Origin of the sequence: Rathayibacter sp. AY1F2 (assembly GCF_002930885.1) — a bacterium.
Lineage (GTDB): Bacteria > Actinomycetota > Actinomycetes > Actinomycetales > Microbacteriaceae > Rathayibacter.
Genome location: NZ_PSVG01000004.1, coordinates 44,388 through 71,260, shown reverse-complemented (window position 1 = coordinate 71,260; position 26,873 = coordinate 44,388). Strand labels below are relative to the sequence as shown.

Sequence of the window (26,873 nt, the reverse complement as noted above, 5' to 3'; positions counted from 1 at the left end):
CGTGAACAGTCCCTCGAGCTTCGGTCATCAGGTCGGCACCTCCGCCGCTGAGCACCTGTCCCCGTCGTTCCCGGGCAGGGCACCGTGGGGTACCGCGAACAAGCTCCGCGCCTGGCAGGCGGAGGCGCTCGAGGCCTACTTCCAGCACGAGCCGCGCGACTTCCTGGCCGCCGCGACCCCGGGCGCGGGCAAGACCACCTTCGCGCTGCGGCTGGCCGCCGAGCTGCTGCACAACCGCACGGTCGACCGGATCACCGTGGTCGCGCCGACGGAGCACCTCAAGCGCCAGTGGGCCGAGGCCGCGCACCGCGTCGGCATCCGCCTGGACCCGACCTTCACCAACCGCATGGGCCGCCACGCCCGCCACTACCACGGCGTCGCCGTCACCTACGCGCAGGTCGCGGTCCGCGCCGAGCTCCACCGCGAGCTCACCCTGTCCGGGCGCACCCTCGTCATCCTCGACGAGGTGCACCACGCCGGCGACGCGCTCAGCTGGGGCGACGCGGTGCGCGAGGCCTTCGAGCCCGCCGTCCGCCGGCTCTCGCTGACCGGGACGCCGTTCCGCTCGGACACGGCGGCGATCCCGTTCGTCAGCTACCTGCCGGACGAGGAGGGCATCCGCACCTCGCTCACCGACTACGCCTACGGCTACGGCCGCGCGCTCGCGGACGGCGTCGTCCGGCCGGTGCTGTTCATGGTCTACGCCGGGCAGATGCGCTGGAAGTCGAAGGCCGGCGACGAGATGGAGGCGCGGCTCGGCGAGGGCAACACCAAGGACATCACCTCGCAGGCCTGGCGGACCGCGCTGGACCCGAAGGGCGACTGGATCCCCTCTGTCCTCCGCGCCGCGAACACCCGCCTCACCGAGGTGCGGCGCGCCGTGCCCGACGCCGGCGGCCTGGTCATCGCGACCGACCACTACACCGCGCGCGCCTACGCCGCGATGCTCCGCGAGATCAGCGGCGAGACCGTCACCGTCGTGCTCTCCGACGAGAAGGAGGCGAGCGACCGGATCGAGGAGTTCGCGAAGGACACCGGTCGCTGGATGGTCGCGGTCCGCATGGTCTCCGAGGGCGTCGACGTGCCGAGGCTCGCCGTCGGCGTCTACGCGACATCGGCGTCGACTCCTCTGTTCTTCGCCCAGGCGATCGGCCGCTTCGTGCGCGCGCGGCGCCGCGGCGAGACCGCCTCGGTGTTCCTCCCGAACGTGCCCGGCCTGCTCGCGCTGGCGGGCTCGATGGAGCTGCAGCGCGATCACGCCCTCGACCGCAGGACCTCCGACGACGAGGAGTACCCCGAGGCCGACCTGATGGCCGACGCCGAGCGCAGCGACAAGGCGTCCTCCGATCTCCTGGAGGAGGGCCGCTTCGAGTCGATCGGCTCGGCCGCCACCTTCGACCGCGTCGTCTACGAGGGCGCCGAGTTCGGGATGGAGGTCGAGGTCGAGAGCGAGGAGGAGCTCGACTTCATCGGCCTGCCGGGGCTCCTCGAGCCCGACCAGGTGCGGGAGCTCCTCCAGCACCGGCAGCAGCGGCAGGCCAAGCGCGCCGGCAGCCGCGCGGGGGCGGCGGCCCCGGCCGAGCCGGTGAGCGAGATCCCGGCACCGCTCTACCGCACGCTCAAGGAGCAGCGCAGCCTGCTCAACTCCCTGGTCGGCCTGTGGGCACGGGGGACGGGCGAGTCGCACGGCCAGGTGCACACCGAGCTGCGCCGGCTCTGCGGCGGACCCGCGGTGGCGCAGGCGAGCGTGACCCAGCTGCAGGCGCGGATCGATCTCCTGCGGCGCAGGCTCGGCTCGCACTGATCGCGGTGCGGCACCCCGGTCCGTGGCGACGTGGCCCTGACGACGGGGCCGATCGCTGCTCCCGCCCAGCCCGGCCGGCCCCTCCGCGTGGGCCGGACAGCCCCTCCGGCGCGTTCTAGCCGATGCACCCGGCGCGGCGCCAGCCCTCCCCGGCGGACCGGGCGCGACCGTACTGTTCGAGCGTGACCCACCGGAACGACCTGCCCGCTCACGCGCCCGCAGGACGAACCGGACGGCGGTTCCGGCCGCCGGTCGTGACCACCGGAGGAGGACCGCGCGATGAGCGCTGACCGTCAGGGGAATGCTCGAGACACGCTCGCTAAGCTGAGCAGTCGGTCCGTCGTGGAAGTGACGGACCATCACCCCCGACGTCGGGCATCCGCAGACCGCACATCGGCGTCTCCCGGACTGCCCGAGAACAATCCCCTGAGGAGTCTCGTGGAGACCTGGCCCGGAACCGCCTACCCGTTGGGCGCGACGTTCGACGGAAGCGGCACGAACTTCGCCCTGTTCAGCGAGATCGCCGATCGCGTCGAGCTGTGCCTCTTCGCGGAGGACGGCACCGAGACGCGCGTCGAGATCCAGGAGTCGGACGCCTACGTCTGGCACTGCTACCTCCCGCAGGTCCAGCCGGGCCAGCGCTACGGCTTCCGCATCCACGGACCGTACGACCCCGATGCCGGCCACCGCTGCAACCCGAACAAGCTGCTGCTGGACCCCTACGCGAAGGCGATCTCGGGGGAGATCGACTGGGACCAGTCCCTCTTCTCGTACACCTTCGGCGACCCGGACTCGACGAACGACGAGGACTCGGCGCCGCACATGATGATGGGCGTCGTCATCAACCCCTTCTTCGACTGGGCCGGTGACCGCCGCCCGCGGACCTCCTACGACAGCACCGTGATCTACGAGGCGCACGTGAAGGGGCTCACCAAGACGCACCCCGACGTGCCGGAGGAGCTCCGCGGCACCTACGCCGGAGTCGCCCACCCCGCGGTGATCGACCACCTCAAGCACCTGGGCGTCTCGGCGATCGAGCTCATGCCCGTGCACCAGTTCGTGAACGACTCCACGCTGATGGACAAGGGCCTCTCGAACTACTGGGGCTACAACACGATCGGCTTCTTCGCACCGCAGAACACCTACTCCTCCACGGGCGACCAGGGCCAGCAGGTCCAGGAGTTCAAGAGCATGGTGAAGGCGCTCCACGCGGCCGGCATCGAGGTCATCCTCGACGTGGTCTACAACCACACGGCGGAGGGCAACCACCTCGGCCCCACCCTGTCGTTCCGCGGCATCGACAACGAGGCCTACTACCGCCTCGTCGACGACGACAAGCGCTACTACATGGACTACACCGGCACCGGGAACACCCTGAACGTGCGCCACCCGCACTCGCTCCAGCTCATCATGGACTCGCTGCGCTACTGGGTGACGGAGATGCGCGTCGACGGCTTCCGCTTCGATCTCGCCTCGGCGCTGGCACGCGAGTTCTACGACGTCGACCGGCTCTCCACCTTCTTCGAGCTCGTCCAGCAGGACCCGGTGGTCTCGCAGGTGAAGCTGATCGCCGAGCCGTGGGACGTCGGGCCCGGCGGCTACCAGGTGGGCAACTTCCCGCCCCAGTGGACGGAGTGGAACGGCAAGTACCGCGACACGGTCCGCGACTTCTGGCGCGGCGAGCCGTCGACGCTGGGGGAGTTCGCCTCGCGCCTCACCGGCTCGGCCGACCTCTACGCGCACTCGGGCCGCTACCCGGTCGCCTCGATCAACTTCGTCACGGCGCACGACGGCTTCACCCTCCGGGACCTGGTCTCGTACAACGAGAAGCACAACGACGCCAACGGCGAGGACGGCAACGACGGCGAGTCGCACAACCGCTCCTGGAACCACGGCATGGAGGGGCCCACGGACGACCCGCGGGTGCTCGCGCTCCGGGCGCGCCAGCAGCGGAACTTCCTCGCGACGATGCTGATCTCCCAGGGCGTTCCGATGATCCTCCACGGCGACGAGCTGGGCCGGACCCAGAACGGCAACAACAACACCTACGCCCAGGACAGCGAGCTGACCTGGATCGACTGGGCGCACGCCGACCGGCCGCTGCTCGAGTTCACCGCGGCGCTCATCCGCCTGCGCGCCGAGCACCCGACCTTCCGCCGCATGCGCTTCTTCGACGGCCGCCCCGTCCTGCGCGGCGACGGCGAGCCCCTGCCCGACATCGTCTGGTTCACCGCCGCCGGCACCGAGATGTCCCCGTCCGACTGGGACTCCGGTCTCGGCCGATCGGTGGGCATCTACCTCAACGGCAACGGGATCCGCGAGCGCGACCAGCGCGGGCGCCCCGTCACCGACGACAGCTTCCTCCTGTACTTCAACGCCGACGACGTCGACGTCGAGTTCGCGATCCCGAGCGACGAGTACGCGCTCGAGTGGAGCGTCCTCGTCGACACCGCCGGCGCCGAGGCGGACTCGATCCCGCGTCCGGCGGGGGCGATGCTCACGGTCCAGGCGAAGTCGCTCGTCATCCTCCAGGAGCACAGCACGCCCGAGCCCGAGGTCGACCACTCGGTCGCCGCCTCGCTCGCGTCCCTGGCCGCCACTTCGGCCATCCCGATCGTCTCCTCGACGGGACCCACCAGCCCCCACGCCGAGTCGACCGACTCCGCGACCGCACCCTCGACAGGAGCCTGACGTGCGTCTGCCCGCCTCCACCTACCGCCTCCAGATCCGGTCGGCGTTCGACCTCGACGACGCCGCCCGCGTCGCCGACTACGTGCGCGCGCTCGGAGCGGACTGGCTGTACTTCTCGCCGCTGCTGAAGGCCGAGCCCGGCTCGGACCACGGCTACGACGTGGTGGACCACACCGAGGTCGATCCCGACCGCGGTGGCGCGGCCGGCCTGGCGAACGCCTCGGCCGCGGCGCGGGCGGAGGGCCTCGGCGTCCTCATCGACATCGTCCCCAACCACATGGGCGTCGCGACCCCGAGCGAGAACTCGTGGTGGTGGGACCTGCTGAGGAACGGGAAGTCCTCCCGCTACGCCACCGCCTTCGACATCGACTGGGAGGCGGGGGGCGGGAAGCTGCGCGTGCCGATCCTCGGCGACGGTGCGAGCGAGGGAGACAGCGACAGCGAGCTCGACGCGCTCGAGGTCGTCGGCGACGAGCTGCACTACTACGAGAACCGCCTGCCTATCGCGCCCGGCACCGCCGAGCCCGGCGACTCCGGCCGCACGGTGCACGAGCGCCAGAGCTACGAGCTCGTGAACTGGCGCCGCGCCGACGCCGAGCTGAACTACCGCCGCTTCTTCGCGGTGAACACCCTCGCCGCCATCACGGTCGAGCGGCCCGAGGTGTTCGACGCCTCGCACGCCGAGATCGTCCGCTGGTTCACCGAGGGGCTCGCAGACGGCCTGCGCGTCGACCACCCGGACGGCCTGGCCGACCCGGGCGGATACCTCGACGACCTGGCCCGCGCGATCGGCGGCGCCCCGGTCTGGGTCGAGAAGATCCTCGAGGGCGACGAGGAGCTCCCGCCGCACTGGGCGACCGTCGGCACCACGGGCTACGACGCCCTGGCCGACGTCGACCGCATCCTGGTCGACCCCGACGCCCGCCCCGTGCTGGAGGGCCTCGACGCCGAGCTCACGGGGAAGGGCGCCCCGCTGCAGTGGGCCGACCTCATCCACGACACCAAGCGCGGCATCGCCGACGGCATCCTCCGCTCCGAGGTCCTGCGGCTGGCCCGCCTGATCCCCGGCATCGAGGGAGCGGACGACGCGCTGGCGGAGCTCCTGGCGACCTACCCGGTCTACCGCAGCTACCTCCCCTACGGAGCGGAGCACCTCGAGCACGCCCGCGTCGACGCCGTGCGCCGCCGTCCCGAGATCCGCGCGACCATCGACGAGGTCGCCGCGGCGCTCGGCGAGACCGACACGCCGGTGTCCGTGCGCTTCCAGCAGACCTCCGGCATGGTGATGGCGAAGGGCGTCGAGGACACGGCGTTCTACCGCTTCAGCCGCCTCACCTCGCTGAACGAGGTCGGAGCGGACCCGGACGAGTTCGCGATCGACCTGGTCGAGTTCCACCGCCGCCAGGCCGTGCGCCAGGCCTCGTTCCCCGCCTCGCTCACCACGCTCTCGACCCACGACACGAAGCGCGGCGAGGACACCCGTGCCCGCATCACCGCACTGGCCGAGGACCCGGAGGCGTGGGCGGCGACGCTCCGCGAGCTCCACGCCCTCGTCGGCTTCGGCGACGGCCCGATCGAGCACCTGCTCTGGGAGGCCGTCGTGGGGACCTGGCCCGCGAGCCGCGAGCGCCTGCACGCCTACGCCGAGAAGGCGTCGCGCGAGGCCGACGACTCGACGCACTGGACCGCTCCTGACGAGCAGCTCGAGAAGCGGATGCACGCGGCGATCGACGCGGCGTTCGACGAGCCCGCCGTCCGCCGGCTGGTCGAGCAGACCGTCGAGCGGGTGTCGGCCGCCGGCTGGTCGAACGGCCTCGCCGCGAAGCTCGTGCAGATCACCGCCCCGGGCATCCCGGACGTCTACCAGGGCAGCGAGCTCTGGGAGACCTCCCTCGTCGACCCGGACAACCGCCGCGAGGTCGACTTCGGGCAGCGTCGAGCGCTGCTGGAGCGGATCGACGGCGGCTGGAAGCCCGCGATCGACGCCGAGGGAGCCGCGAAGCTCCTCGTCACCTCACGCGCCCTCCGGCTCCGCCGCGACCGCCCCGAGCTGTTCACCCGCTACGCCGCCGTCCCCGCGATCGGGCCCGCCGCCGAGCACGCGATCGCCTTCGACCGCGGCGGCGCGCTGACCGTCGCGACCAGGCTCCCCGAGGGCCTCGCCGCTTCGGGCGGGTGGAACGGCACGGTCGTGGTCCTGCCCGGGCACCCGATGGAGGACGTCCTCACCGGCCGCACCTTCGCGGGAGGAGTGACTCCGGTCGCCGAGATCCTCGCCGACTACCCCGTGGCACTGCTCGCCCCGGTCTCCTGACCGGTTCCGCACCGCACCGCAGACCGATCCGACCCCTCCTGGAGACAGCAGTGATCAGCACGACTCCCTACCGCTACGCACTCCCGACGACCGGGCCCGAGCGGTTCGACGTCTGGGCCCCCGAGGCCTCGACGGTCGAGCTCCTTCTCGGCGACGACTCGTCGCTGACGATGACCCGCCACGGAGACGACGGATGGTGGCGGGCGCCCGCGTCGGCCCCGGCCACCGGCGAGGTCGACTACGGGTACCGGGTGGACGGCAGTGGTCCGCTGCCGGACCCCCGCTCGCGCCGCCAGCCGAAGGGCGTGCACGAGCTCTCGCGCACGTTCGACCCCTCGGCGCACGAGTGGGGCGACTCCGCCTGGACCGGGCGCGAGCTCGCCGGCGCCGTCATCTACGAGCTGCACCTCGGCACGTTCACACCCGAGGGCACCCTGGACGCGGCGGCGGAGCGCTTCGAGCACCTGCGCTCGATCGGCGTGGACTTCGTCGAGCTGCTGCCGGTCAACGCGGTGAACGGAACGCACAACTGGGGCTACGACGGCGTCCTCTGGTACGCCGTGCACGAGCCGTACGGCGGACCCGAGGCGTACCAGCGCTTCGTGGACGCCGCCCACCGCGCCGGCCTCGGCGTGGTCCAGGACGTCGTCTACAACCACCTCGGCCCGAGCGGCAACTACCTGCCGGAGTTCGGCCCCTACCTCAAGAACGAGAAGGCCAACACCTGGGGCAGCTCGATCAACCTCGACGGCGAGGGTTCGGACACCGTCCGCGGGTACATCATCGACAACGCTCTGATGTGGCTGCGCGACTACCGCGTCGACGCCCTGCGCCTGGACGCGGTGCACGCCCTCTCGGACGAGCGGGCCGTGCACGTGCTCGAGGAGATGGCGAGCGAGGTGGCCGTGCTGTCGGCCCACGTCGGGCGCCCTCTGACGCTGATCGCCGAGTCCGACCTCAACGACCCGACGCTGATCACTCCGCGGGAGGCGCACGGCTACGGGCTCGACGCGCAGTGGAGCGACGACTTCCACCACGCGGTCCACGTCGCGCTGACCGGGGAGACCACGGGCTACTACGAGGACTTCGCGCCGCTCGGCGCCCTCGCGAAGGTGCTGACGCGGGGCTTCTTCCACGACGGCACCCTCTCGACGTTCCGCGGCCGTCACCACGGCCGTCCGGTGGACACCGAGCACATGCCGACCTGGCGCCTGGTGGTCTGCAGCCAGAACCACGACCAGATCGGCAACCGGGCGGTCGGCGACCGTCTGACGGCGTCCCTCGACGAGGGCCGTCTCGCGATCGCCGCTGCTCTGACGCTGCTGGGCCCTTTCACTCCCATGCTGTTCATGGGCGAGGAGTGGGCGGCGTCGACCCCGTGGCAGTTCTTCACCTCGCACCCGGAGAAGGATCTGGGCGAGGCGACGGCGAAGGGCCGCATCGAGGAGTTCGCGAAAATGGGCTGGGACCCGGAGGTCGTGCCCGACCCGCAGGACCCGGAGACGTTCCTGCGCTCGCGGCTCGACTGGTCCGAGGTCGGGGAGGGGCGTCACGCCCGCACCCTCGAGGTGTACCGCGAGCTGGCGGCGATCCGCCGCCGCTACCCCGAGCTGACGGACCCGCGCTTCGGGTCGCTCCGCGTGGAGTTCGACGAGGAGGCCCGCTGGCTGACTCTCGGCCGCGGTCGGGTGACCGTCGCGATCAACGTCGGCGAGTCCGCCGCCCGCATCGCCCTGCCGGAGGTGTCGGAGACGCTGCTCGGCGTCGGGGAGTACGCGGTGCAGCCCGGGGACACCGAGGTGGATCTCGGCGGTTCCTCGCTGCTGGTGACGCTGAGCGCCTGAGCTCCTGAGCTCCTGAGCGCCTGAGCGCCTGAGCGCCTGAGCGCCTGAGCGCCGTGGCGGCCGGCTGATCAGGTGGCCGGCCGCCGCTGTCCTGAACGGCCGCCTCGGGCCCGAGCGCTCAGAGCGTGACCGCGGCGTACTCCGTCGCGGTCACGACCCGCACTCCCTCGTCGTGGACGAGCAGGAGCGCGCGGAGGGGGATGGCCCGCTTGTGGCACGCCGCCGCCAGGTGACGGGCGAGGACCCGATCGGTCTCGCCGAGGAAGGCGCGCCCGGGACGTTCCAGGGCGAAGGCGAGCGAGCCCACGTCCTGGTGCGCCACGGCCTTGGCGAGGGTGGCGACGATCCGCTCGGTCTTCTCCTCGTCGGGGTGCACGGGGAGTCCGTCCACCGGGTAGAGGATCGGCAGCTGCACGCCGTCGCGGTCGAGGAAGATCGGCCACAGCGCCCGGCGGTAGGCCGGTCCGATCAGCGAGGAGACGCGCTCGCGCAGCTCGCGGTCGTTCAGGAGCGGCGCAACGAGGTGCAAAGCGGGAGCGGCGTGGTCGAGAGTGGTCATGGTGTCGCTTTCTCGTGGGGCGAGCGGGCGGTGCCGCTGAGGGGTCATCGGAAGTTGCGGGAGGTGGTGCGAGCGCCGACCGTGAGGGTCTCGAACCTGTCGGCGAGGAGGTTCGTCACCCCCTCGTCGGAGCGCTCGAGGATCCCCCTGACCAGCAGGGCGGGTGCCTCGCGGGCCACGCGGCGGTAGCGGTTCCATACTCCGACGGAGCAGATCACGTTGAGGATCCCGTGCTCGTCCTCGAGGTTGAGGAAGGTCACTCCACCGGCTGTGGAGGGACGTTGGCGGTGGATCACGACCCCGCCGACCTCGATCCGGGTCCCCGAGGGGATGGCGGGGAGATCGGCCGAGGAGCGGGCGCCGCGGCGAGCGAGTCCCTCGCGGAGGTGGCGCAGCGGATGGTCGTCGGGCGAGATGCCGGTGGCCCAGAAGTCGAAGACCACGCGCTCCTGAGGGGAGAGCATCGGCAGGAGCGGGGGCTGCACGACGACCGTGGAACCGGCGAGGAACTCCTCGCGGTCACCTGCGGCGGTGCCGGCTTCCCAGAGCGCCTGCCGGCGCTGCAGACCGAGCGTGTCGAAGGCGCCCGCGGCACCGAGGGCCTCCAGCTGAGCCGCGGTCGTGCCGACCCGACGCGAGAGGTCGGCCATGCTCGCGTAGGGTCCGCCGCGCTCGCGCTCGGCGACGATGTGCTCGGCGAGCGAGGTGCCGATGCCCTTCACCCCGGCCAGCCCGAGCCTGATCACGAAGCCGCTGTCGCGCCTGTGGTCGTCCGTGTGGAAGTGCTCGGTGCGGTCGAACAGCCCCGTGGGCGGCTGATCGGCGCGGAGGCAGTCGTCGCTCCCGTAGGCGGCACCGCCCCTCCGGCGTGCGGGGGTGTCCTCCTTCGCCTCGAGCCCGGGAGGCGCCAGCGAGCGGTTGACGTCGGGCGAGACGACCTCCACTCCGTGACGCCGGGCATCGGCGACCAGGGTGTGCGGGGCGTAGAAGCCCATGGGCTGCGCCCGCAGCAGCGCGGCGGTGAACGCAGCGGGGTAGTGCAGGCGGAGCCAGGCGCTCGCGTAGACCAGCAGGGCGAAGCTGATCGCATGGCTCTCGGCGAAGCCGAAGTTCGCGAAGGCCTGGATCCGGAGGTAGATGTCGTCCGCGACCTCGCCCGTGATGCCGTTGCGGGCCATCCCCTGGTAGAGCCGCTCGCGGAGGGTCTCGATCTTCTCGGTCCCGCGCTTGGACCCCATCGCCCGGCGCAGCAGGTCGGCGTCCTCCGCGTTGCAGTCGCCGACGGCCACGGCCACCTGCATGAGCTGCTCCTGGAAGAGCGGCACGCCGAGGGTGCGCTTGAGCGGCGTCACGAGGAGGGGGTGCTGGTACGTCACCGGCTCCTCGCCGAGCTTGCGGCGGATGTAGGGGTGGACCGCACCGCCCTGGATGGGGCCGGGGCGGATGAGCGCGACCTCGATCACCAGATCGTAGAAGCGGCGAGGCTGCAGCCGGGGGAGGGTGCCCATCTGCGCCCTGCTCTCGACCTGGAACACCCCGATGGAATCGGCGCGGCAGAGCTGGTCGTAGACGCCCTTCTCCTCCCGGGGGAGGGTGGAGAGGTCCCACTTCTCGCCGACGTGCTCGGCGACGAGGTCGAACGTGTACTGCAGGGCGGCGAGCATCCCGAGCCCGAGGAGGTCGAACTTGACCAGGCCCATCCAGGCGCAGTCGTCCTTGTCCCACTGCAGGACGGTGCGGTCCTCCATCCGAGCGGGCTCGATCGGGCAGACCTCGCCCACGGGCCGGTCGGTCAGCACCATGCCGCCGGAGTGGATGCCCAGGTGCCGGGGCGTGCCCAGCACCCGGGTGGTCAGGGCGACCACGTCCTCGGGGATGTCGTGGTCGGTGCTCTCGGTGACGGACCCCCACCGCTCGACCTGCTTCGACCAGCCGTCCTGCTGCCCGGCGCTGTATCCGAGGGCCTTGGCCATGTCGCGCACGGCGAACTTGGGCCGGTAGGTGATGACGTTGGCGACCTGGGCCGCGTTCAGACGTCCGTACTTCCGGTAGACGTACTGGATCACCTCCTCGCGTCGCTCCGAGTCGAAGTCGACGTCGATGTCGGGCTCCTCGTCGCGGATGCTGGAGAGGAACCGCTCGAACGGCAGGTCGTAGAAGATCGAGTCGACCGCCGTGATGCCCAGGACGTAGCAGACCGCCGAGTTGGCGGCCGAGCCGCGTCCCTGGCAGAGGATGCCGTTCCGCTTGGCGTAGTGGACGATGTCGTGGACGATCAGGAAGTAGCCCGGGAAGTCCTTCTGCTCGATCACCGCGAGCTCCTTCTCGAGGCGCGCGAGGACGTCGGCGTCGGCGCGGGGGTACTTGGCCGGCACGGCCTCGCGCACGAGCTCGCGCAGCCAGCTCATCGAGGTGTGCCCCTCGGGGACCTCCTGGCGCGGCAGCCGGGGCCGGACTCGGCCGAGCTCGAAGGCGATCTCGTCGGCGACTCGCACCGTGTTCTCCACGGAGCCGGGGTAGCGGCCGAAGCGCTCGGCCATCTCGGCGCCGGAGCGCAGGTGGGCGCCGCCTGCGGCGGGGAGCCAGCCGTCCATCTCGTCGAGGCTCCGGCGTGCTCTGACCGCGGCGAGGGCCGTCTGGAGGGGGCGCTCCTCCGGCCGGGCGTAGTGCACGTTCCCGGTGGCGACCGTCCGCAGCCGGAGCTTCTCGGCGATCGCCGCCAGCTGGTCGTTGGCGCGCGAGGCGAGGGGATCCCCGTGGTCGTACAGCTCCACGAGGACGTTGGCGGGACCGAAGAGCCGGACGAGCTCGCGGACCTCCCGCTCGGCCGCGGCCACTCCTGCGGCGGCGAGCGCTTGACGGACCGCTCCCTTGCGGCAGCCCGTCAGCACGATCCAGTGGCCGTCGGCGGCGCGCGCGAGCTCCTCGAGGTCGTAGCTCGGCTTGCCCTTCTCGGCTCCGGCGAGCTGGGCGGTGGTGATCGCACGGGCGAGGCGGTGGTAGCCCTCCTCGCGGCGCGCGAGGACGAGCAGGTGGGTCCCCTCCGGATCGGCGACCCCGTTCTGAGGCGAGGTGAGCCCGATCGAGAGCTCGGCTCCGAAGGCCGTGCGGACGGCGTGCCCCTGCGCGGCCTCGGCCATCCTCACGATGCCGTAGAGGCCGTCGTGGTCGGTGAGCGCGAGAGTGTCGATGCCGAGCCGGACCGCTTCCTCGACCAGCTGCTCCGGCTTGCTCGCCCCGTCGAGGAAGCTGAAGTGGGAGTGGGCGTGCAGCTCGGCGTAGGGCACCGGATGAGCCGGCGGCCGGACGTCGTCCCCTGCCACGTAGGCGGGGCGCTTGTGCGACCAGGCCGGACTGTCGCCGCCGTCGCCCCGGACGACCGTGCCGTCGGCGCGCTTGCCGCTGGAGAGGCGGCGCTCGAACTCCGACCAGGGGATCGGCGGGTTGTTCCAGCCCATCGGGGCTCCTTCGGTGCTCGTTCGCGGTGGTGGAGGGATGCTCCGGTTCAGTCGTAGCGGGCCTCTGCTGCCCAGACCCCGTCGAGGCAGAGCAGCAGCCAGGCGACACCGGCGGCGTCGACCACCTGGAAGCGGTCGTAGCGGACGGCGGTGCTCGTATCCCACCAGCGCTCGTCGATCGGCCAGGGACCCGCCCATCCGGCGAGGGGCTCCAGTCGTGCCTGAGAGGTCCCGGGGGTGAAGTAGGCGGGCACGGAGCTGAGGGCGCCGCGCTCGTCGACGGCGACGGGTTCGCCCCTCGGTCCGCGGACCAGCACGGCCGCGGGCTCCGCGAAGACCGTCGGCGGGAGGGGCGGCGGCAGGGAGCCGGGCCAGGGCAGGGTCCTCGGCCGTGCGTCGCCCGGCTCCCGGTCGCCCCAGGGGATCAGGTGCTGGCGGTCGCGGAGGGATCGACCCCCTCCGATCGACGCGGTCATCACGGCCTCGTGCCCGAGCATGCTCTGCACGCGGCTCAGCCCGTGGTGGACGCGCTCCTCCGGAGCGGTGCCCCAGAGACCCTGCTCGTGGTTGCCGATCGCGTCGACCGCGTCGGGCTCGACGCACAGCCGCGAGATCGGCGCTCCGAGACCGGTGTCGATCTCCCCGCTGCCCTGCAGCTGCCAGCGGACCCGGTCGAGCACGTCGCCCGGGGTGAACCATCTCGGGTGCAGCCAGCTCCGGGAGGAGACCTCACCGCGCTCGCTGACGACCTCGATGCGGATGGCGGTCGCGACCAGCTGTGCGCGGGTGAGCCCGGCGACGAACTCCTCCGCGGGGACGCGGAGGGCGAAGGCGGCCTGGTCGATGCGGTCCAGAGGGGGCTCGAACTCCATCGCCCGGTCGAGGCGCTCCGGCGGGAGCCGGGGCACCACCGTCTCCGACTCCGCACCGGCGGCGAGGAGGTGCGCGTGGGCGCCCTCCGGTCCGAACCGGGCGGCGACGTCCTCGCGAGGGAGGGCGGCGAAGGCGCCGAGGGTGCGGACGCCGAGCCTGCGCAGGAGCGCCACCAGGTCGTCCCCCCGGCGGGGAGCACGGGCAGGGGCAGCGACGGACTCGGTCTCGAGGGCGTCGAGCGGGAGAGGAGCGAGGAAGCCTGCCGCTGCTCCTGGGGGCACGACGGCGACGGGGCAGCCGGAGTGCTTCGCGGCGAGCTCGGAGGCGAAGAGCCCGTCGGCGATCCCGATGCGGGCGTCGGGGAGACCCAGCTCGGCCAGCCGCTGCAGGATCGCCTCGGCCGCGCTCTGCTCGCTCCCGTAGTAGCGGCGCGGACCGCGGGCGCGGATCGCGCACAGACCGGGCCGGATCAGCTGGACGCCCGGGGTGATCTCCTCGAGCGCCTGGATGAGCGGCTCGAACGCCCGGTGGTCGAGCACCGGGTCGTACGGGAGGACGGCGAGACCCGTGCAACGGGACTGCGCCTCGCGCACGCGCATGCCCCGCCGGACCCCCTCCGCCCGAGCAGCGGGGGAGGAGGCGAAGACCAGGCTCTTCTCCGTGAGGGCCAGGGGGTGCCCGGCGCCGAGGCCGGCGTCGGCGGCGGCCGCAAGGAGGGGCCAGTCGGGGCACCAGACGAGGATCGTCCGCCGCAGCTCGGGTGCGCTCGCCATCTCAGACCGCCCGCTCGTGCAGGCGGCCGTGCTCGACCCGGGAGCCGAAGGCGCTCTCGACGCCGGCCATGCTCATCCGCACCGTGCGCACCCGGGTGCCGGCCCGGCCGACCACATCGACCATCGCCTCCCGGGAGCGCAGGTAGCCGTGGCCGTCGCCGAGCCCCTCCCAGCGGCTGCTGCGGATGCTGAGCCGCGCCTCGGCCTGGGGCCACTCGCCGAGGACCACGAGCGCGGCACCCCGCTGGCGCAGTCGTGCTCCCAGACGTGAGACGTCGGTCGAGGAGACGGAGGCGGGCGGACGGGTGAGCACGACGGTCAGCACATCGACCAGAGCGGCGGTGACGGTGAGCCAGTGCTCGGCCGGTGCGGGCACGAGCACCAGGCGCTCGAGGTCGATCCCCATGCCGGCCGCGGCCTCGGCCCCGAACTCCGGGACGCCCACCACGCCGCACCACGAGCCCTCGGCGGACGGGCCGGCCAGCAGCCCCATCGCCAGACTCATCGAGCCCTCCACCGAGTAGGCGGCACCCTGCTTGAGCGAGCCGCCCGGGAGCACGGAGGAGAAGGCCGGCAGGGTGGCGAGGCTCCTGGTCTCGAGAGTGGTCGCCTGCATGTCCCGGATGCGGGACTGCAGCTCCTTCACCGACGCGAGCTGCCGCAGAAGGGGCTCTGCGGCCTCGGCCGTCTCCGCGGAGACGAGGGATGAAGGGGGGCTCATCTGCCCATGTTCGAACATGTGTTCGAGTATGTCAATCGCCACCGACATCCACCGGCGAGCCGCTCGGACCCCTCCGTGACCGCCCGGCAAGGGGCACCGTGAAGGAGGTTCCAGACGTCCCGGGCAGTCTCGCATCCGCCCCCGACATTCCCGTCCGGGGGCGTTCTCCGCCGGGTCTCGGCGAGGGAGGGCCTCCTACCGCGCCTCTAGCATGGAGCCATGTCCGACGCCCTGCCCGACCCCGCCGACTCCGACGCCACCGCCCCGGCCGCGCCGCGCAGAAGGACCCTCGTGGTCAAGATGGGGTCCAGCTCGGTCACCAAGCAGTCGGGTCCGGATCCCGTTCTCCTGGCCAGCGCGCTCGAGAGCGCCTTCGCCGCCCGCGCGCTGGGCTGGGACGTCGTGCTGGTCTCCTCCGGCGCCGTCTCCTCGGGTCGGGCGCTCTTCGCCCGCTCGCAGGAGGAGCCGATCAGCGCCCGCCTGGCGGCAGCGGTGGGCCAGACCGTCCTGATGGGCTTCTACCGCTCGGTGGCCGAGCTCTCGGGCGCCCTGATCGCGCAGATCCTCATCGGCGAGTCCGACCTCGCCTCTCCCCGGCAGATGGCACACGTCGCCGAGGCGATCCGCCACGCCCTCGACGCCGGAGTCGTGCCCGTGGTCAACGGCAACGACACGATCGACTCCGCCGGCTCGGACAACGACGGCGTCGCCGGCGGATTGGCGATGCTCCTCGGCGCGGACCTGCTGCTGCTGCTCACCGACGTCCCCGGCGTCTTCGCCGGCAGCATCGCCGAGGGCGTGCACCTCGAGGAGCTGGGCATCTCGGAGCTGCGCCGCATCGGCGTGCAGAAGGGCGGTACCGGCCGAGGGGGCATCCGCTCCAAGCTGCGGGCCGCCGAGCTCGCCGCGCACAACGGCGTCTCGACCAGGATCGCCGGGGCGCGCACCCCCGAGGTCATCCTGGGCGCCCTGGGAGGGCCGGGCCCGGGCACCCTCGTCCGCGCCGTGCACGCGCATCCGCCCGTGGAGCAGCGCTGGATCTCCGGAGTGGCCACCGGCCGCGGCCGCGTCGAGATCAACCTCGAGGCCGAGCGGAGCATCGGAGCCGGCTCGAGCCTGTTCGCCTCGGGCATCAAGCGCGTCTCCGGCGAGTTCGGCGGCGGCGACGTGATCGAGGTGCGCGCCCTCAGCGGAGAGCTCCTCGCGCGCGGCGTCTCCCGCGTCTCCTCGCGTCTGCTGACCCTGGTCCGCGCACTCCGGGTCGACGAGATCGCTCGCGTCTTCGTGGCGGTCCTCGGGCATGCCGCCACGACGGCGCCGTCGGCGAGTCCGGAGGGGGAGGAGAGGCCGCAGCTGACCCGCGCTCTGGAGTACGCGCGCACTCTCTCCTCCGAGCACGCGCGGGCCGTCGCGATGGAGATCGTCTCCCTCTTCCCTGCCGAGAGCATCTCGGCCCTGCTGGGACAGGGCGCGGGGGAGGGCGAGCTCGTCGAGCGCTACACCCGCCTCGTCCGCACCCTCGCCATCGTGGAGAACGAGAACCTGGCCGTCTTCCGCTCCTGACCGCCGGTGGCGCGCCACGTCTCAGTGCATTTCGCGCCTTCGCGTCATGATCGCCGTTCTCCGGTGTCTTCCTGGTGATGGCGCCGCTCCTGGGCGCCCCCGACGGAACGGATCATCGATGAGCGTCCCCACTTCCACAGCCGGCCACTTCCGCGAGTCCGACATCACGCCCGAGAGCTTCGAGATCGAGCGGCTCGAGCGGCGGCTCGCCCTGCTCGAGGCCTCGATCGCCCAGGGGGAGCGGGCACTGCTGGGCCGGGTCGACCCGAGCACCGGAGATCCCCTCCCAGGCGCCTGCGGGGGGCACCGAGCCCAGCTGGTCAGCAACCTGACGACGGAGCGGGCCCTCGCCGACCGCATCCGGGAGATGCTCGCCGCTCGGAGCTGACGGGGTGCGTACGGCACCATGGGGCCATGGTCACCATCACCGTCGCCGGTCTCGCCCAGCACTTCCACCCCGCCGAGCGGGGCACCGTCCGCCTCGAGATCCGGCGCGAGTCGCGATCCCGACCCCAGGCGCTCGCCGAGGTCACCGCCCTGCACGCGCGGGTCCGTGAGGAGGCGGCCGCCGAGCAGGCGTCCGGCGCCGCCACCTGGTGGTCCTCCGATCAGATCTCGGTCTCCTCGATCCGCCGGTACATCAAGGACTCGGACGTCACGCAGCTGTTCCATGTCGCGGCCGCCGGGGTCCGGGTGAAGTACCGGGACTTCGCGGCTCTCGGGCGCTGGGTCGGCTCGATCTCGGAGGTGCCGGGGATCCAGATCTCGGGGGTCGACTGGGACGTGACGGCGGCGCGACGGGCGGGCATCGAGCGCGAGGTCCGCACCGCTGCCGTGCGCGACGCGCGCGAGCGGGCCGAGGCCTATGCGGCGGCCCTCGGCCTGACCGAGGTGCGGGTGCTGACCCTCTTCGAGCCGGGACTGCGGCCGCACACGCGCATCGAGGGCGGCTCGGCGATGATGAGCCGCGCCAAGGCGTTCTCCTCTCCTGAGGAGCCGTTGGCCCTCAAGCCGGAGGACATCGAGGTCACCGCCTCGGTCTCCGCCGACTTCGAGGCGCACTGACGCGGAGACGCGACCGGGCGACCGGTTCCGCTGCGGACGGAGAGCGCATGCCTGCACCTGCGACCCGCTGATCGTCTGCATGGCGACCCCGAGAGTCGCCCCGAGGCGACCGACCATCGGCTCCACGACGACCCCTCTCCGCCCCGATCAGCGGGCACGCGACCACCATACGTGTATTGAGGACTCCTCGGGAGCGCTGTCGCGGTTCGGCGTCCGCCGTGCACACCCTCCGGGAATAGCGGGGGACCCCCGAGCGCTGAGGCAGGCATGGTCTCGCGCATCGGCTTCCTCTCCTTCGGCCACTACCAGTCCGTCCCCGGGTCTCAGACCCGCTCGGCTCGCGACGTCCTCCTCCAGACGATCGAGCTCGCGGAGGCGGCGGAGGAGATCGGCATCGACGGCGCCTACGTCCGCGTGCACCACTTCGCGCCGCAGCTCGCCTCGCCGTTCCCGCTGCTGGCGGCGATCGCCGCGCGCACCCGCCGCATCGAGATCGGCACCGGGGTCATCGACATGCGCTACGAGAACCCGCTCTACATGGCGGAGGAGGCGGCCGCCACCGACCTGATCTCCGACGGCCGGCTCGAGCTCGGGGTCAGCCGGGGATCGCCCGAGACCGCCCTGCGCGGGTCCGAGGTGTTCGGCTTCGTCCCCCCGGAGGGGATGACCGACGCCGACCTCGCCCGGCAGAAGGTGCGCATCCTCCGGGAGGCGCTCGCCGGGGCGCCGGTCGCGCAGTCCGATCCTGCGATGACGCGCCAGTCGCTCCCGCTCTCGATCGAGCCGCGCTCGCCCGGCCTCGAGGACCGGATCTGGTGGGGTGCCGGCAGCTTCGCGACCGCGCGCTGGGCGGCCGAGCAGGGCATGAACCTGCAGTCGTCGACCCTGCTCCTGGAGGAGGAGGGCGTGCCCTTCGACGAGCTGCAGGCCCGCCAGATCCGCGAGTACCGCGCCGCGTGGAGCGAGGCGGGCTGGGAGCGCACCCCGCGCGTCTCCGTGTCGCGCAGCGTCCTTCCGATCACGACCGATCTCGACCGGCTGTACTTCGGCGGCCGCGGCGAGCAGGACCAGGTCGCCACCCTCGAGGGCGTCCGCGCCCGATTCGGCCGCAGCTACACGGGCGAGCCGGACGCCGTCGCCGCCGAGCTCGCTGCGGACGCCGCCGTGCAGGAGGCGGACACGCTGCTGCTCACCGTTCCCAACCAGCTCGGGGTCGAGTACAACGCGCGGCTCCTGCGCACTGTCGTGGAATCGATCGCTCCGGCTCTCGGCTGGTCGCCGGCGACGGCAGGCGTCTGACGCCGAGGCACGGTCTGTGCAGGAGGGCCCTGCGGTGCAGGAGCGCCCGTCCGCTGCAGAAGCGCCCGTCCGATGCAGCAGACGCCCCGTCTCCTCGTGAGGAGCCGGGGCGTCTGCACTCTCCGCCCACAGCATCCCTCCCGCCGGCGCGAGGAGGGGACGGTGCCGGGAACGACGGAACCCCCCGCCTCTCCGAGGAGAGACGAGGGGTTCCGATCAGTGTGTCCGAGGGGGGACTTGAACCCCCACGCCCTATACGGGCACTAGCACCTCAAGCTAGCGCGTCTGCCATTTCCGCCACCCGGACGAGTGTTTCCTTCGACCTGCGTTTCCGCGGCCGAAGAAGACATTAGCACGGTTCCGGAGCCTCTCACGCCACCTCGCGGCCCACCGGCCTCCGCGCGCCGTCGAGCCCGCGCCGGTACCGTTGCCCGCATGTCCGACAGCATCGACAGCGCGCCCGTGACCGACAGCACCCTCGACGAGACGGCGCTCATCGCGCGCGATCTCATCCGCTTCGACACCAGCAACTACGGCGACGGGAAGGCGGAGCCGGAGCGCCCGGCCGCGGAGTACGTCGCGGCGAAGCTGCGCGACCTCGGCCTCGAGCCGGAGCTGATCGACTCCGACCCGGGACGCACGAGCGTCGTGGCGCGGGTCGCCGGGGAGGACCGCGAGCGCGGCGCCCTCGTCGTCCACGGGCACCTCGACGTGGTGCCCGCCATCGCCGACAACTGGAGCGTCGACCCGTTCGGCGGCGAGATCAAGGACGGCATGCTCTGGGGCCGCGGCGCGGTCGACATGAAGAACATGGACGCGATGATCCTCGCCTCGCTCGGCGACATCCTCCGCGAGGGGCGGCGCCCCTCCCGCGACCTCGTCATCGCCTTCTTCGCCGACGAGGAGGCTGGCGGCGTGCGGGGATCGGGATTCCTGGCCCGTGAGCGGCCCGAGCTGTTCGCCGGAGCGACCGAGGCGATCAGCGAGGTCGGCGGCTACTCGATCGAGCTGGCCGGCAAGCGCGCCTACCTCGTGCAGACGGGCGAGAAGGCGCTGATGTGGCTGACCCTCCGCGCGCACGGCACGGCGGGGCACGGCTCGCAGATCAACTCCGAGAACGCCGTCACCCGGCTGGCGCAGGCGATCGCCCGCATCGGCAGCGAGGAGTGGCCCACGCGCCTCACCGACACCACGCGCGAGCTGCTCGACGAGGTCGCCCGCCTGCTCGGCCACGACCCCCAGCGCAGCACTCCGGAGGAGCTGGCACTCGCCACCGGCACCGCCTCGCGCTTCATCGCCGCGACGCTGCGCACCACCGCCAATCCGTCGATGCTGTCTGCCGGCTACAAGGCCAACGTCATCCCGGACACCGCGGAGGCCACCATCGACGTGCGCGTCCTCCCCGGCGAGGAGGATTCGGTGCTCGAGCGGCTGAAGGTCCTCGCGGGCGAGCACGTCGAGATCCTCGTCCAGCACCGCGACATCGGACTCGAGGTGCCCTTCGCCGGCCCCCTCGTCGAGAGCATGGCCGCCTCGATCCGCCGGTTCGATCCGGGCGCCGAGGTCCTCCCGTACCTGCTCTCCGGAGGCACCGACAACAAGGCGCTCTCGACGCTCGGCATCACCGGATACGGGTTCGCGCCGCTCCAGCTGCCGTCGTCCCTGGACTTCCCGGCGCTGTTCCACGGGGTCGACGAGCGCGTTCCACTGGACGCACTAGTGTTTGGCAGGAAGGTCCTGACCGATCTCCTGCTGAGCTCCTGACGGCGCCGCGGACCGGGTCAGCACCGACCGATCCCGACCGACTGCTGGCCGACGACGCCCCAGCCCTCCTCGAAAGTGACGCATGGGCCTGCTCGACGCGCTGATCCTGGGACTCGTCCAGGGTCTGACCGAATTCCTCCCCATCTCCTCCAGCGCCCACCTCCGGATCGTCAGCGAGCTGCTGCCCGGTCTCGGCGGCCGCGACACCGGAGCCGCGTTCACCGCGATCACGCAGCTGGGCACCGAGACCGCCGTCATCATCTACTTCTGGCGCGACATCGTGCGGATCGTGTCGCACTGGGCGCGCTCCCTCGTCGGCCGGATCCCGCGCTCGGACCCGGACGCCCGCATGGGCTGGCTCATCATCCTGGGCAGCCTTCCGATCATCGTCCTCGGCCTCGTCTTCCAGGACGCGATCGAGACGACCCTCCGCTCTCTGTGGGTGGTGGCCACCACCCTCATCCTCTTCGGCATCCTGCTCGGCATCGCCGACGCGGTCGGCGCGAAGAAGCGCCGCCTGCGCGACCTGGGCGTCCGCGACGGCCTGATCTTCGGAGGCGCGCAGGCACTCGCCCTGATCCCCGGCGTCTCGCGCTCGGGAGGCACCATCACCGCGGGCCTCTTCCTCGGCTACGAGCGCAAGGCGGCGGCGCGCTACTCCTTCCTCCTCGCGATCCCCGCGGTGTTCGGCAGCGGTCTCTACCAGCTGTACAAGAGCATCAGCGACCCGGTCGTGCTCCCGAACCAGGTCCAGGTCGGCGGGCTCGAGACTCTCGTGGCGACCATCGTCGCGTTCGTGGTCGGCTTCGTCGTGATCGCGTTCTTCATGAGCTACATCTCCCGCCGCAGCTTCCTCCCGTTCGTCGTGTACCGCATCGTCCTCGGCGTCGTCCTCATGGTCGCGCTCGCCACCGGCCTGATCGCCGCCTAGATGCGCGCCTGGACCGCCGCCGACGTCCCCGCCCTGCCCGGCCGGGGGAGCGCACCGCGCCTGCACGACACCGCGACCGCCGGCCCCGTCGAGCTCGACGCGCCCAGCGGAGTCGCGAGCCTCTACGTCTGCGGCATCACGCCCTACGACGCCACCCACCTCGGGCACGCGTCGACCTACCTCGCCTTCGACACGGTCCAGCGCGTCTGGCTCGACGCGGGCTACACGGTCGAGTACGCCCAGAACGTGACCGACGTCGACGACCCGCTGCTCGAGCGTGCGACGGCCACCGGTGTCGACTGGCGCGACCTCGCCGAGGAGCAGGTCGAGCTGTTCCGCGGCGACATGGCCGCCCTGCGCGTCCTGCCTCCGCAGCACTACGTCGGAGTCACCGAGACCGTGGATCCCATCGCGGAGGCGGTCGCCCGCCTGGAGCGCGACGGCGTCGCCTACCGCGTCGCTGCTCCGGACGCGGCGGAGGAGGGCGCGAGCGACCTCTACTACGACATCGCCGCGGCCGAGAGCGCCGTCTGGCACCTGGGCAGCGAGAGCCGGCTCGACGCGGAGTCGATGGCCCGCTTCTCGGCGCTGCGCGGGGGCGACCCGGAGCGCGCCGGCAAGCGCGACCCCCTCGATCCGCTGCTCTGGCGGGCCGAGCGCGCCGGCGAGCCCGCCTGGGACGCCGAGGTCGGCCGCGGCCGTCCGGGCTGGCACATCGAGTGCTCGGTGATCGCCCTCGACCGGCTCGGACCCGAGTTCACCCTGCAGGGCGGCGGGAGCGACCTGGTCTTCCCGCACCACGAGTTCAGCGCCGGCCACGCCGCGTCGCTGTCCGGCCGTCCTCTGGCCCGCGCCTACGCGCACGCCGGGATGGTCGCCTACCAGGGCGAGAAGATGAGCAAGTCGCTCGGGAACCTGGTGCTGGTCTCACGTCTGCGGAGCGAGGGCGCGGACCCGCGGGCGATCCGCCTCGCGCTCCTCGCGCACCACTACCGCTCCGACTGGGAGTGGCTGCCCGAGGACCTGCCGTCGGCCGAAGCGCGCCTGGCGCGCTGGGAGGCGGCCCTCGCCGCCGTCGGACCGCGCTCGGCGCTCGAGGTGCTGGCGCAGCTGCGCGAGGCGCTGGCCGACGACCTCGGCACTCCGGCCGCCCTCGCCGTCGTCGACGCCGCACTGACCGAGGGCGTGGACGACCCGTCGCTCCTGCGCGACGCGGTCGACGCCCTGCTCGGGGTGCGCCCGGCCTGAACCTCGTCAGGCTCGAGTCCCGTCAGGCTCGAGTCCCGTCGTGGGCGAGTCCCGTCAGGGCGGCCGGGAGCGGTCCCGTGATCGACGACCGTCTCGGACGAGCGGGCGCCGGCGGAGGCTACGGGCGCCAGGGCTCCTCGCCGGAGCGGCCGTCGCCGCGGCGGCGCAGGTAGCGCTCGAACTCCTGGGCGATCGCCTCGCCGCTCGCCTCGGGCGAGTCGACGGTGTCGCGCGCCTGCTCGAGCTGGGCGATGTACGACGCCATCTCCTCGTCCTCGGCGGCGAGGGCGTCGATGCCGCGCTCCCACTCCTCCGCCTCCTCGACGAGGTCGCCGCGGGGGATCGCCAGGCCGACGACCTCCTCGAGCTTCTCGAGCAGCGCCAGCATCGCCTTGGGCGAGGGCGCGTTGTGCACGTAGTGCGGGACGGAGGCCCAGATCGAGACGGCGGGGATGCCGACCTTCTGTGCGGCCTCGCCGATCACGCTGAGGATGCCGACCGGCCCCTCGTAGCTGGAGCGCTCGAGCTCGAACGAGCTCCGCAGCTCCGCGTTCTCGCTCGAGGCGAAGATGGAGATCGGCCGGGTGTGCGGGACGTCGGCGAGCATCGCGCCGAGGAAGACGACGGCGGAGATGTCTATCGCGAGCATGGCGTCGACGACCTCGGCCGCGAAGCTCTTCCAGCTGCGCGAGGGCTCGGTGCCGATCATGAGGTACAGCGCGCTCTCGGCGTCGACCGAGGTGTCGGCCGGGCCGAAGATCTGGGTGCCGGGCCAGGCGAGGCTGCGGCGGCCGTCCTCGCCGATCGAGAGCATGGGGCGGGTGTACTGGAAGTCGTAGTACTGCTCGGCGTCGACGGCGAAGAGGGGCACGTACTCCCCGGCGTCCTTGACCAGCCGCAGCGCGCCGCTGGCGGCGTCCCCGGCGTCGTTCCAGCCCTCGAAGGCCACGACCAGGACGTTCCCCGTGATCACGTTCATAGGCAGGATCTCCGCGTTCGGCTCGATGTGCGGGGAGCGCACACCGCGCCTGTCCCTCCGTCCAGGATAGGACCGCCCCCGGCCCCGCCCGTCCCGTCCGGCGGGATCGGCCGCGCTGTTCGCTCTCGGCCCGCGGCCGGGGAGGGGCGCGGCCCTGCCGGTACCATGGTCGCTCGTGACTCCCGAGACCTCCGCCCGGCCGCTGTCCTCCGAGCCGCTCGGAGGAGCGTCCGCCCCCGCCGCCGTCCTCTGGGACATGGACGGGACGCTCGTCGACACCGAGCCGTACTGGATGGCGTCGGAGCACGCGCTCGTCTCCTCCTTCGGCGGAGTGTGGACCCACGAGGACGCGATGGGACTCGTCGGCTCGGGCCTGCCCGCCGCCGCCCGCATCCTGCAGGGCAAGGGCGTCGACCTCTCCGTCGACGCGATCATCGACCGGATGACCGACGAGGTCGTCGACCAGCTGGCCGTGAGCATCCCGTGGCGACCGGGCGCGCTCGAGCTGCTGCGCGCGGTGTCCGAGGCGGGAGTGCCGCAGGCGCTGGTCACGATGTCGATCTCGCGGATGGCCGCGGCCGTCGTGGACCGGATCCCGTTCCCCGCCTTCGCCGCCGTCGTCAGCGGCGACATGGTCGAGCGCAGCAAGCCCCACCCCGAGGCGTACCTCCTCGCCGCGAGCACCCTCGGTGTCGACATCACCGCATGCGTCGCGATCGAGGACTCCCTCACGGGCCTCGGCGCGGCCGTCGCCTCCGGAGCCGCGGCGATCGGCGTCCCGCACCAGCTGGAGCTGGATCCCGCCGCCCCCTACGCCCTCTGGCCCACTCTCGCGGGCCGCACCGTCGCGGACCTCGCGACGTTGTCCTCCGAGCACCGCGGCTCCGGCCCGGCCACGACCGAGACGGAGGCCCGCCGATGACCGGTGAGGCACTGCAGCATTCCGGACCCTTCCGCGCGGGGGACCGCGTCCAGCTGACGGGACCCAAGGGGCGGATGAACACCATCACGCTCGTTCCCGGCAAGGTGTTCCACACGCACCGGGGCGGCATCGAGCACGACACGGTGATCGGGCTGCCCGACGGCTCGGTGGTGACCAACACCGTCGGCGTCGAGCACCTCGCGCTGCGCCCTCTCCTCGCCGACTTCGTGATGTCGATGCCCCGCGGCGCGGCGATCGTGTACCCGAAGGACGCGGCCCAGATCCTCGCCCTCGCCGACGTCTTCCCCGGCGCCCGCGTGGTCGAGGCCGGTGTCGGCTCCGGCGCGCTCTCGCTCTGGCTGCTGCGGGCGGTGGGTCCGACCGGCCGGCTGTCGTCGTTCGAGCGGCGCGAGGAGTTCGCGGATGTCGCACGGGCGAACATCGAGACCTTCCTCGGCTACACGCCCGACAACTGGAGCGTCACCGTCGGCGACCTCGTCGAGGCGCTGCCCGGCACGGTCCCGTCCGGCGAGGCCGACCGCGTCGTGCTCGACATGCTCGCGCCCTGGGAGTGCCTCGACGTCGCCGCCGAGGCTCTCACGCCCGGGGGAGTGCTCCTCTGCTACGTGGCCACCGTCACGCAGCTCTCGCGGACGGCGGAGGCGATCCGCGCCTCGGGCCTGTTCACGAACCCGTCGTCGAACGAGACCATGGTCCGCGGCTGGCACGTCGAGGGCCTCGCGGTCCGGCCGGACCACCGGATGATCGGCCACACCGGCTTCCTCATCACCGCTCGCCGGCTCGCTCCGGACACCGTGCTCCCCGAGCTCAAGCGTCGCCCGTCGAAGACGGACTTCAGCGACGAGGACGTGGAGGCCTGGACCCCCGGCGCGCTCGGCGAGCGCGCCGTGAGCCCCAAGAGCCTGCGCAAGCGGGTCCGCGAGTCCGCCACCAGCGCCGAGCTCTCCCGGGCCCGCGGGTTCGGCGAGGAGACCGCGGAGCCCGACGACGAGGGCATCCTCTAAGCTGTTCCCGGCCTCCGGGCCGTCTCCACCCCGGGCGTCACCGCTCCCCTTCACTCGAATCGAGGACCCGTGCGCAGGACCACCGCGCTCATCGCCGGCATCGGCATCGTCGCCGCTCTCACCGGATGCACCGCGTCCTCCTCGCAGGCGGACTGCGACGCTCCGTTCTCCTCCGGCGACTCCTCGGCGGCGGTCAGCGCCACGGGCGACTTCGGAGCGAAGCCGGACGTCAGCGTCCCGACGCCGCTGAAGGCGGACGGCACGCAGGTCAGCACCCTCATCGAGGGCTCGGGCGCACCACTCGAGAAGGGCCAGCTCGTCACCATCGACTACACCCTGGTCAACGGAGCGGACGGCACGGTCCTCGAGACCTCGCCCTACGACGGGTCGAGCACCGCCCGCTTCGGCGTCGGCGGAGCCGGGCTCGTCGGCCTGAACGAGGGCCTCCTCTGCACGCAGGTCGGCTCGCGCGTCGCCATCGCGATCGCCCCCGAGGACGGCTTCGGCCAGTCCTCGTCGCAGCTCGGCATCTCGGAGGACGACACGCTCGTGCTCGTCGCGGACGTCCGTGAGGCCTCGCTGGCCCGCGCGAACGGCGCCGCCCAGCCCGCGCCCGACGGCTTCCCGACGGTGACGCTCGGCGACGACGGACGCCCGGGGCTCGCGAAGCCCTCCGGTGACGCGCCGACCGACCTCCGCATCGCCCAGCTCAAGAAGGGCGACGGCGACGTCGTCGCCGAGGGCGACCAGGTCGTCGTGGCCTACACAGGCTGGCAGTGGAGCGACGGGAAGGTGTTCGACTCCAGCTGGGAGAAGGGCGCTCCCGCCGTCTTCACGGCCGCCGACGGCTCGACCACCCAGGGCGGAGTCATCGCCGGATTCGCCGACGCCCTCATCGGCCAGCCCGTCGGATCCCAGGTCATCGCGGTCATCCCGCCGGACCAGGGCTACGGCGACCAGGGCTCCCCTCAGGGCGGGATCCCCGGCGGCGCGACGCTGATCTTCGTCGCCGACATCCTCGGAAAGGTCTGACCGGGCCC

The 26,873-nt window shown here is 72.3% G+C and carries 19 protein-coding genes and 1 tRNA gene; 14 read left to right on the top strand and 6 right to left on the bottom strand.

The features are described 5' to 3' along the window. Position 1: 1 nt before the first annotated feature. From C5C54_RS04685 to treZ, 4 genes are all read left to right on the top strand, one after another. Complete coding sequence (locus C5C54_RS04685; protein WP_104273057.1) at positions 2-1,804, top strand: DEAD/DEAH box helicase; 1,803 nt, start codon at positions 2-4, stop codon at positions 1,802-1,804. Between the two features lie 438 nt (positions 1,805-2,242). Next, on the top strand, positions 2,243-4,495 hold the full coding sequence (glgX, locus tag C5C54_RS04680; RefSeq protein WP_104287899.1) for a glycogen debranching protein GlgX: 2,253 nt from the start codon (positions 2,243-2,245) through the stop codon (positions 4,493-4,495). 1 nt (position 4,496) lies between these two features. After that, the gene (treY, locus tag C5C54_RS04675) at positions 4,497-6,809 is read left to right on the top strand and encodes a malto-oligosyltrehalose synthase (protein ID WP_104287898.1); all 2,313 of its coding nucleotides are present in this window, start codon (positions 4,497-4,499) and stop codon (positions 6,807-6,809) included. Between the two features lie 50 nt (positions 6,810-6,859). Next, the gene (treZ, locus tag C5C54_RS04670) at positions 6,860-8,653 is read left to right on the top strand and encodes a malto-oligosyltrehalose trehalohydrolase (RefSeq protein ID WP_258063226.1); all 1,794 of its coding nucleotides are present in this window, start codon (positions 6,860-6,862) and stop codon (positions 8,651-8,653) included. Positions 8,654-8,771: 118 nt separating this feature from the next. Here treZ and C5C54_RS04665 read toward each other — a convergent pair whose 3' ends face one another. The 4 genes from C5C54_RS04665 to C5C54_RS04650 are packed head-to-tail and all read right to left on the bottom strand — an operon-like array spanning position 8,772 to position 15,037. Further along, positions 8,772-9,212, bottom strand: coding sequence for a hypothetical protein (locus C5C54_RS04665; protein ID WP_104287897.1), 441 nt, complete (start codon positions 9,210-9,212; stop codon positions 8,772-8,774). Between the two features lie 44 nt (positions 9,213-9,256). Then, positions 9,257-12,670, bottom strand: a complete 3,414-nt coding sequence (locus C5C54_RS04660) for an error-prone DNA polymerase (protein WP_104287896.1) — start codon at positions 12,668-12,670, stop codon at positions 9,257-9,259. A gap of 47 nt (positions 12,671-12,717) precedes the next feature. Continuing rightward, positions 12,718-14,316 carry a DNA polymerase Y family protein gene (locus tag C5C54_RS04655; protein WP_104287895.1) on the bottom strand — a complete coding sequence of 533 codons (1,599 nt, stop codon included), beginning with the start codon at positions 14,314-14,316 and terminating at the stop codon, positions 12,718-12,720. 1 nt (position 14,317) lies between these two features. Continuing rightward, positions 14,318-15,037, bottom strand: a complete 720-nt coding sequence (locus tag C5C54_RS04650; protein WP_104287894.1) for a hypothetical protein — start codon at positions 15,035-15,037, stop codon at positions 14,318-14,320. Between the two features lie 219 nt (positions 15,038-15,256). Here C5C54_RS04650 and proB point away from each other — a divergent pair, with 219 nt between their 5' ends. The 4 genes from proB to C5C54_RS04630 all read left to right on the top strand — a co-directional run bounded on the left by proB (position 15,257) and on the right by C5C54_RS04630 (position 18,964). Further along, positions 15,257-16,600 carry a glutamate 5-kinase gene (gene proB / locus C5C54_RS04645; RefSeq protein ID WP_104222000.1) on the top strand — a complete coding sequence of 448 codons (1,344 nt, stop codon included), beginning with the start codon at positions 15,257-15,259 and terminating at the stop codon, positions 16,598-16,600. 118 nt (positions 16,601-16,718) lie between these two features. After that, positions 16,719-16,988, top strand: coding sequence for a hypothetical protein (locus C5C54_RS04640; protein ID WP_104222002.1), 270 nt, complete (start codon positions 16,719-16,721; stop codon positions 16,986-16,988). A gap of 26 nt (positions 16,989-17,014) precedes the next feature. Then, a complete protein-coding gene (locus tag C5C54_RS04635; protein WP_104225267.1) occupies positions 17,015-17,665 on the top strand; it encodes an SIMPL domain-containing protein in 651 nt (216 codons plus the stop codon). Positions 17,666-17,932: 267 nt separating this feature from the next. Then, positions 17,933-18,964, top strand: coding sequence for an LLM class flavin-dependent oxidoreductase (locus C5C54_RS04630; protein WP_104246820.1), 1,032 nt, complete (start codon positions 17,933-17,935; stop codon positions 18,962-18,964). Between the two features lie 222 nt (positions 18,965-19,186). On the opposite strand, the gene C5C54_RS04625 is transcribed toward C5C54_RS04630, so the two are convergent. Next, positions 19,187-19,271 (bottom strand) — tRNA-Leu (locus C5C54_RS04625). Positions 19,272-19,399: 128 nt separating this feature from the next. Here C5C54_RS04625 and C5C54_RS04620 point away from each other — a divergent pair. The 3 genes from C5C54_RS04620 to mshC all read left to right on the top strand — a co-directional run bounded on the left by C5C54_RS04620 (position 19,400) and on the right by mshC (position 22,907). Continuing rightward, positions 19,400-20,728: a M20/M25/M40 family metallo-hydrolase gene (locus tag C5C54_RS04620; RefSeq protein ID WP_181027105.1), complete on the top strand. Its 1,329-nt coding sequence runs from the start codon at positions 19,400-19,402 to the stop codon at positions 20,726-20,728. An 82-nt stretch (positions 20,729-20,810) separates the two neighbouring features. After that, entirely contained in the window at positions 20,811-21,659 is an 849-nt protein-coding gene (locus C5C54_RS04615) for an undecaprenyl-diphosphate phosphatase (RefSeq protein ID WP_104222008.1), read from the top strand. Next, a complete protein-coding gene (gene mshC / locus C5C54_RS04610) occupies positions 21,660-22,907 on the top strand; it encodes a cysteine--1-D-myo-inosityl 2-amino-2-deoxy-alpha-D-glucopyranoside ligase (protein WP_104225264.1) in 1,248 nt (415 codons plus the stop codon). A 118-nt stretch (positions 22,908-23,025) separates the two neighbouring features. On the opposite strand, the gene C5C54_RS04605 is transcribed toward mshC, so the two are convergent. Beyond that, positions 23,026-23,886: a proteasome assembly chaperone family protein gene (locus C5C54_RS04605; RefSeq protein ID WP_104222142.1), complete on the bottom strand. Its 861-nt coding sequence runs from the start codon at positions 23,884-23,886 to the stop codon at positions 23,026-23,028. 175 nt (positions 23,887-24,061) lie between these two features. On the opposite strand from C5C54_RS04605, the gene C5C54_RS04600 reads away from it, so the two are divergent. From C5C54_RS04600 to C5C54_RS04590, 3 genes are all read left to right on the top strand, one after another. Next, positions 24,062-24,808 (top strand): HAD family phosphatase, encoded by a 747-nt coding sequence (locus tag C5C54_RS04600; RefSeq protein ID WP_258063225.1) that lies wholly within the window; start codon positions 24,062-24,064, stop codon positions 24,806-24,808. Next, the gene (locus tag C5C54_RS04595; RefSeq protein ID WP_104222012.1) at positions 24,805-25,833 is read left to right on the top strand and encodes a tRNA (adenine-N1)-methyltransferase; all 1,029 of its coding nucleotides are present in this window, start codon (positions 24,805-24,807) and stop codon (positions 25,831-25,833) included. Before C5C54_RS04600 ends, C5C54_RS04595 begins: the two co-directional genes overlap by 4 nt. Before the next feature lie 69 nt (positions 25,834-25,902). Then, positions 25,903-26,865 carry an FKBP-type peptidyl-prolyl cis-trans isomerase gene (locus tag C5C54_RS04590; RefSeq protein ID WP_104222014.1) on the top strand — a complete coding sequence of 321 codons (963 nt, stop codon included), beginning with the start codon at positions 25,903-25,905 and terminating at the stop codon, positions 26,863-26,865. Positions 26,866-26,873 lie beyond the last annotated feature (8 nt).

Bases quoted from the DNA above. Each gene is read 5' to 3' on its own strand.
- C5C54_RS04665 (WP_104287897.1), bottom strand. From the start codon at position 9,212: ATGACCACTCTCGACCACGCCGCTCCCGCTTTGCACCTCGTTGCGCCG.
- C5C54_RS04660 (WP_104287896.1), bottom strand. From the start codon at position 12,670: ATGGGCTGGAACAACCCGCCGATCCCCTGGTCGGAGTTCGAGCGCCGC.
- C5C54_RS04655 (WP_104287895.1), bottom strand. From the start codon at position 14,316: ATGGCGAGCGCACCCGAGCTGCGGCGGACGATCCTCGTCTGGTGCCCC.
- C5C54_RS04650 (WP_104287894.1), bottom strand. From the start codon at position 15,037: ATGAGCCCCCCTTCATCCCTCGTCTCCGCGGAGACGGCCGAGGCCGCA.
- proB (WP_104222000.1), top strand. From the start codon at position 15,257: ATGTCCGACGCCCTGCCCGACCCCGCCGACTCCGACGCCACCGCCCCG.
- C5C54_RS04640 (WP_104222002.1), top strand. From the start codon at position 16,719: ATGAGCGTCCCCACTTCCACAGCCGGCCACTTCCGCGAGTCCGACATC.
- C5C54_RS04635 (WP_104225267.1), top strand. From the start codon at position 17,015: ATGGTCACCATCACCGTCGCCGGTCTCGCCCAGCACTTCCACCCCGCC.
- C5C54_RS04630 (WP_104246820.1), top strand. From the start codon at position 17,933: ATGGTCTCGCGCATCGGCTTCCTCTCCTTCGGCCACTACCAGTCCGTC.
- C5C54_RS04620 (WP_181027105.1), top strand. From the start codon at position 19,400: ATGTCCGACAGCATCGACAGCGCGCCCGTGACCGACAGCACCCTCGAC.
- C5C54_RS04615 (WP_104222008.1), top strand. From the start codon at position 20,811: ATGGGCCTGCTCGACGCGCTGATCCTGGGACTCGTCCAGGGTCTGACC.
- mshC (WP_104225264.1), top strand. From the start codon at position 21,660: ATGCGCGCCTGGACCGCCGCCGACGTCCCCGCCCTGCCCGGCCGGGGG.
- C5C54_RS04605 (WP_104222142.1), bottom strand. From the start codon at position 23,886: ATGAACGTGATCACGGGGAACGTCCTGGTCGTGGCCTTCGAGGGCTGG.
- C5C54_RS04595 (WP_104222012.1), top strand. From the start codon at position 24,805: ATGACCGGTGAGGCACTGCAGCATTCCGGACCCTTCCGCGCGGGGGAC.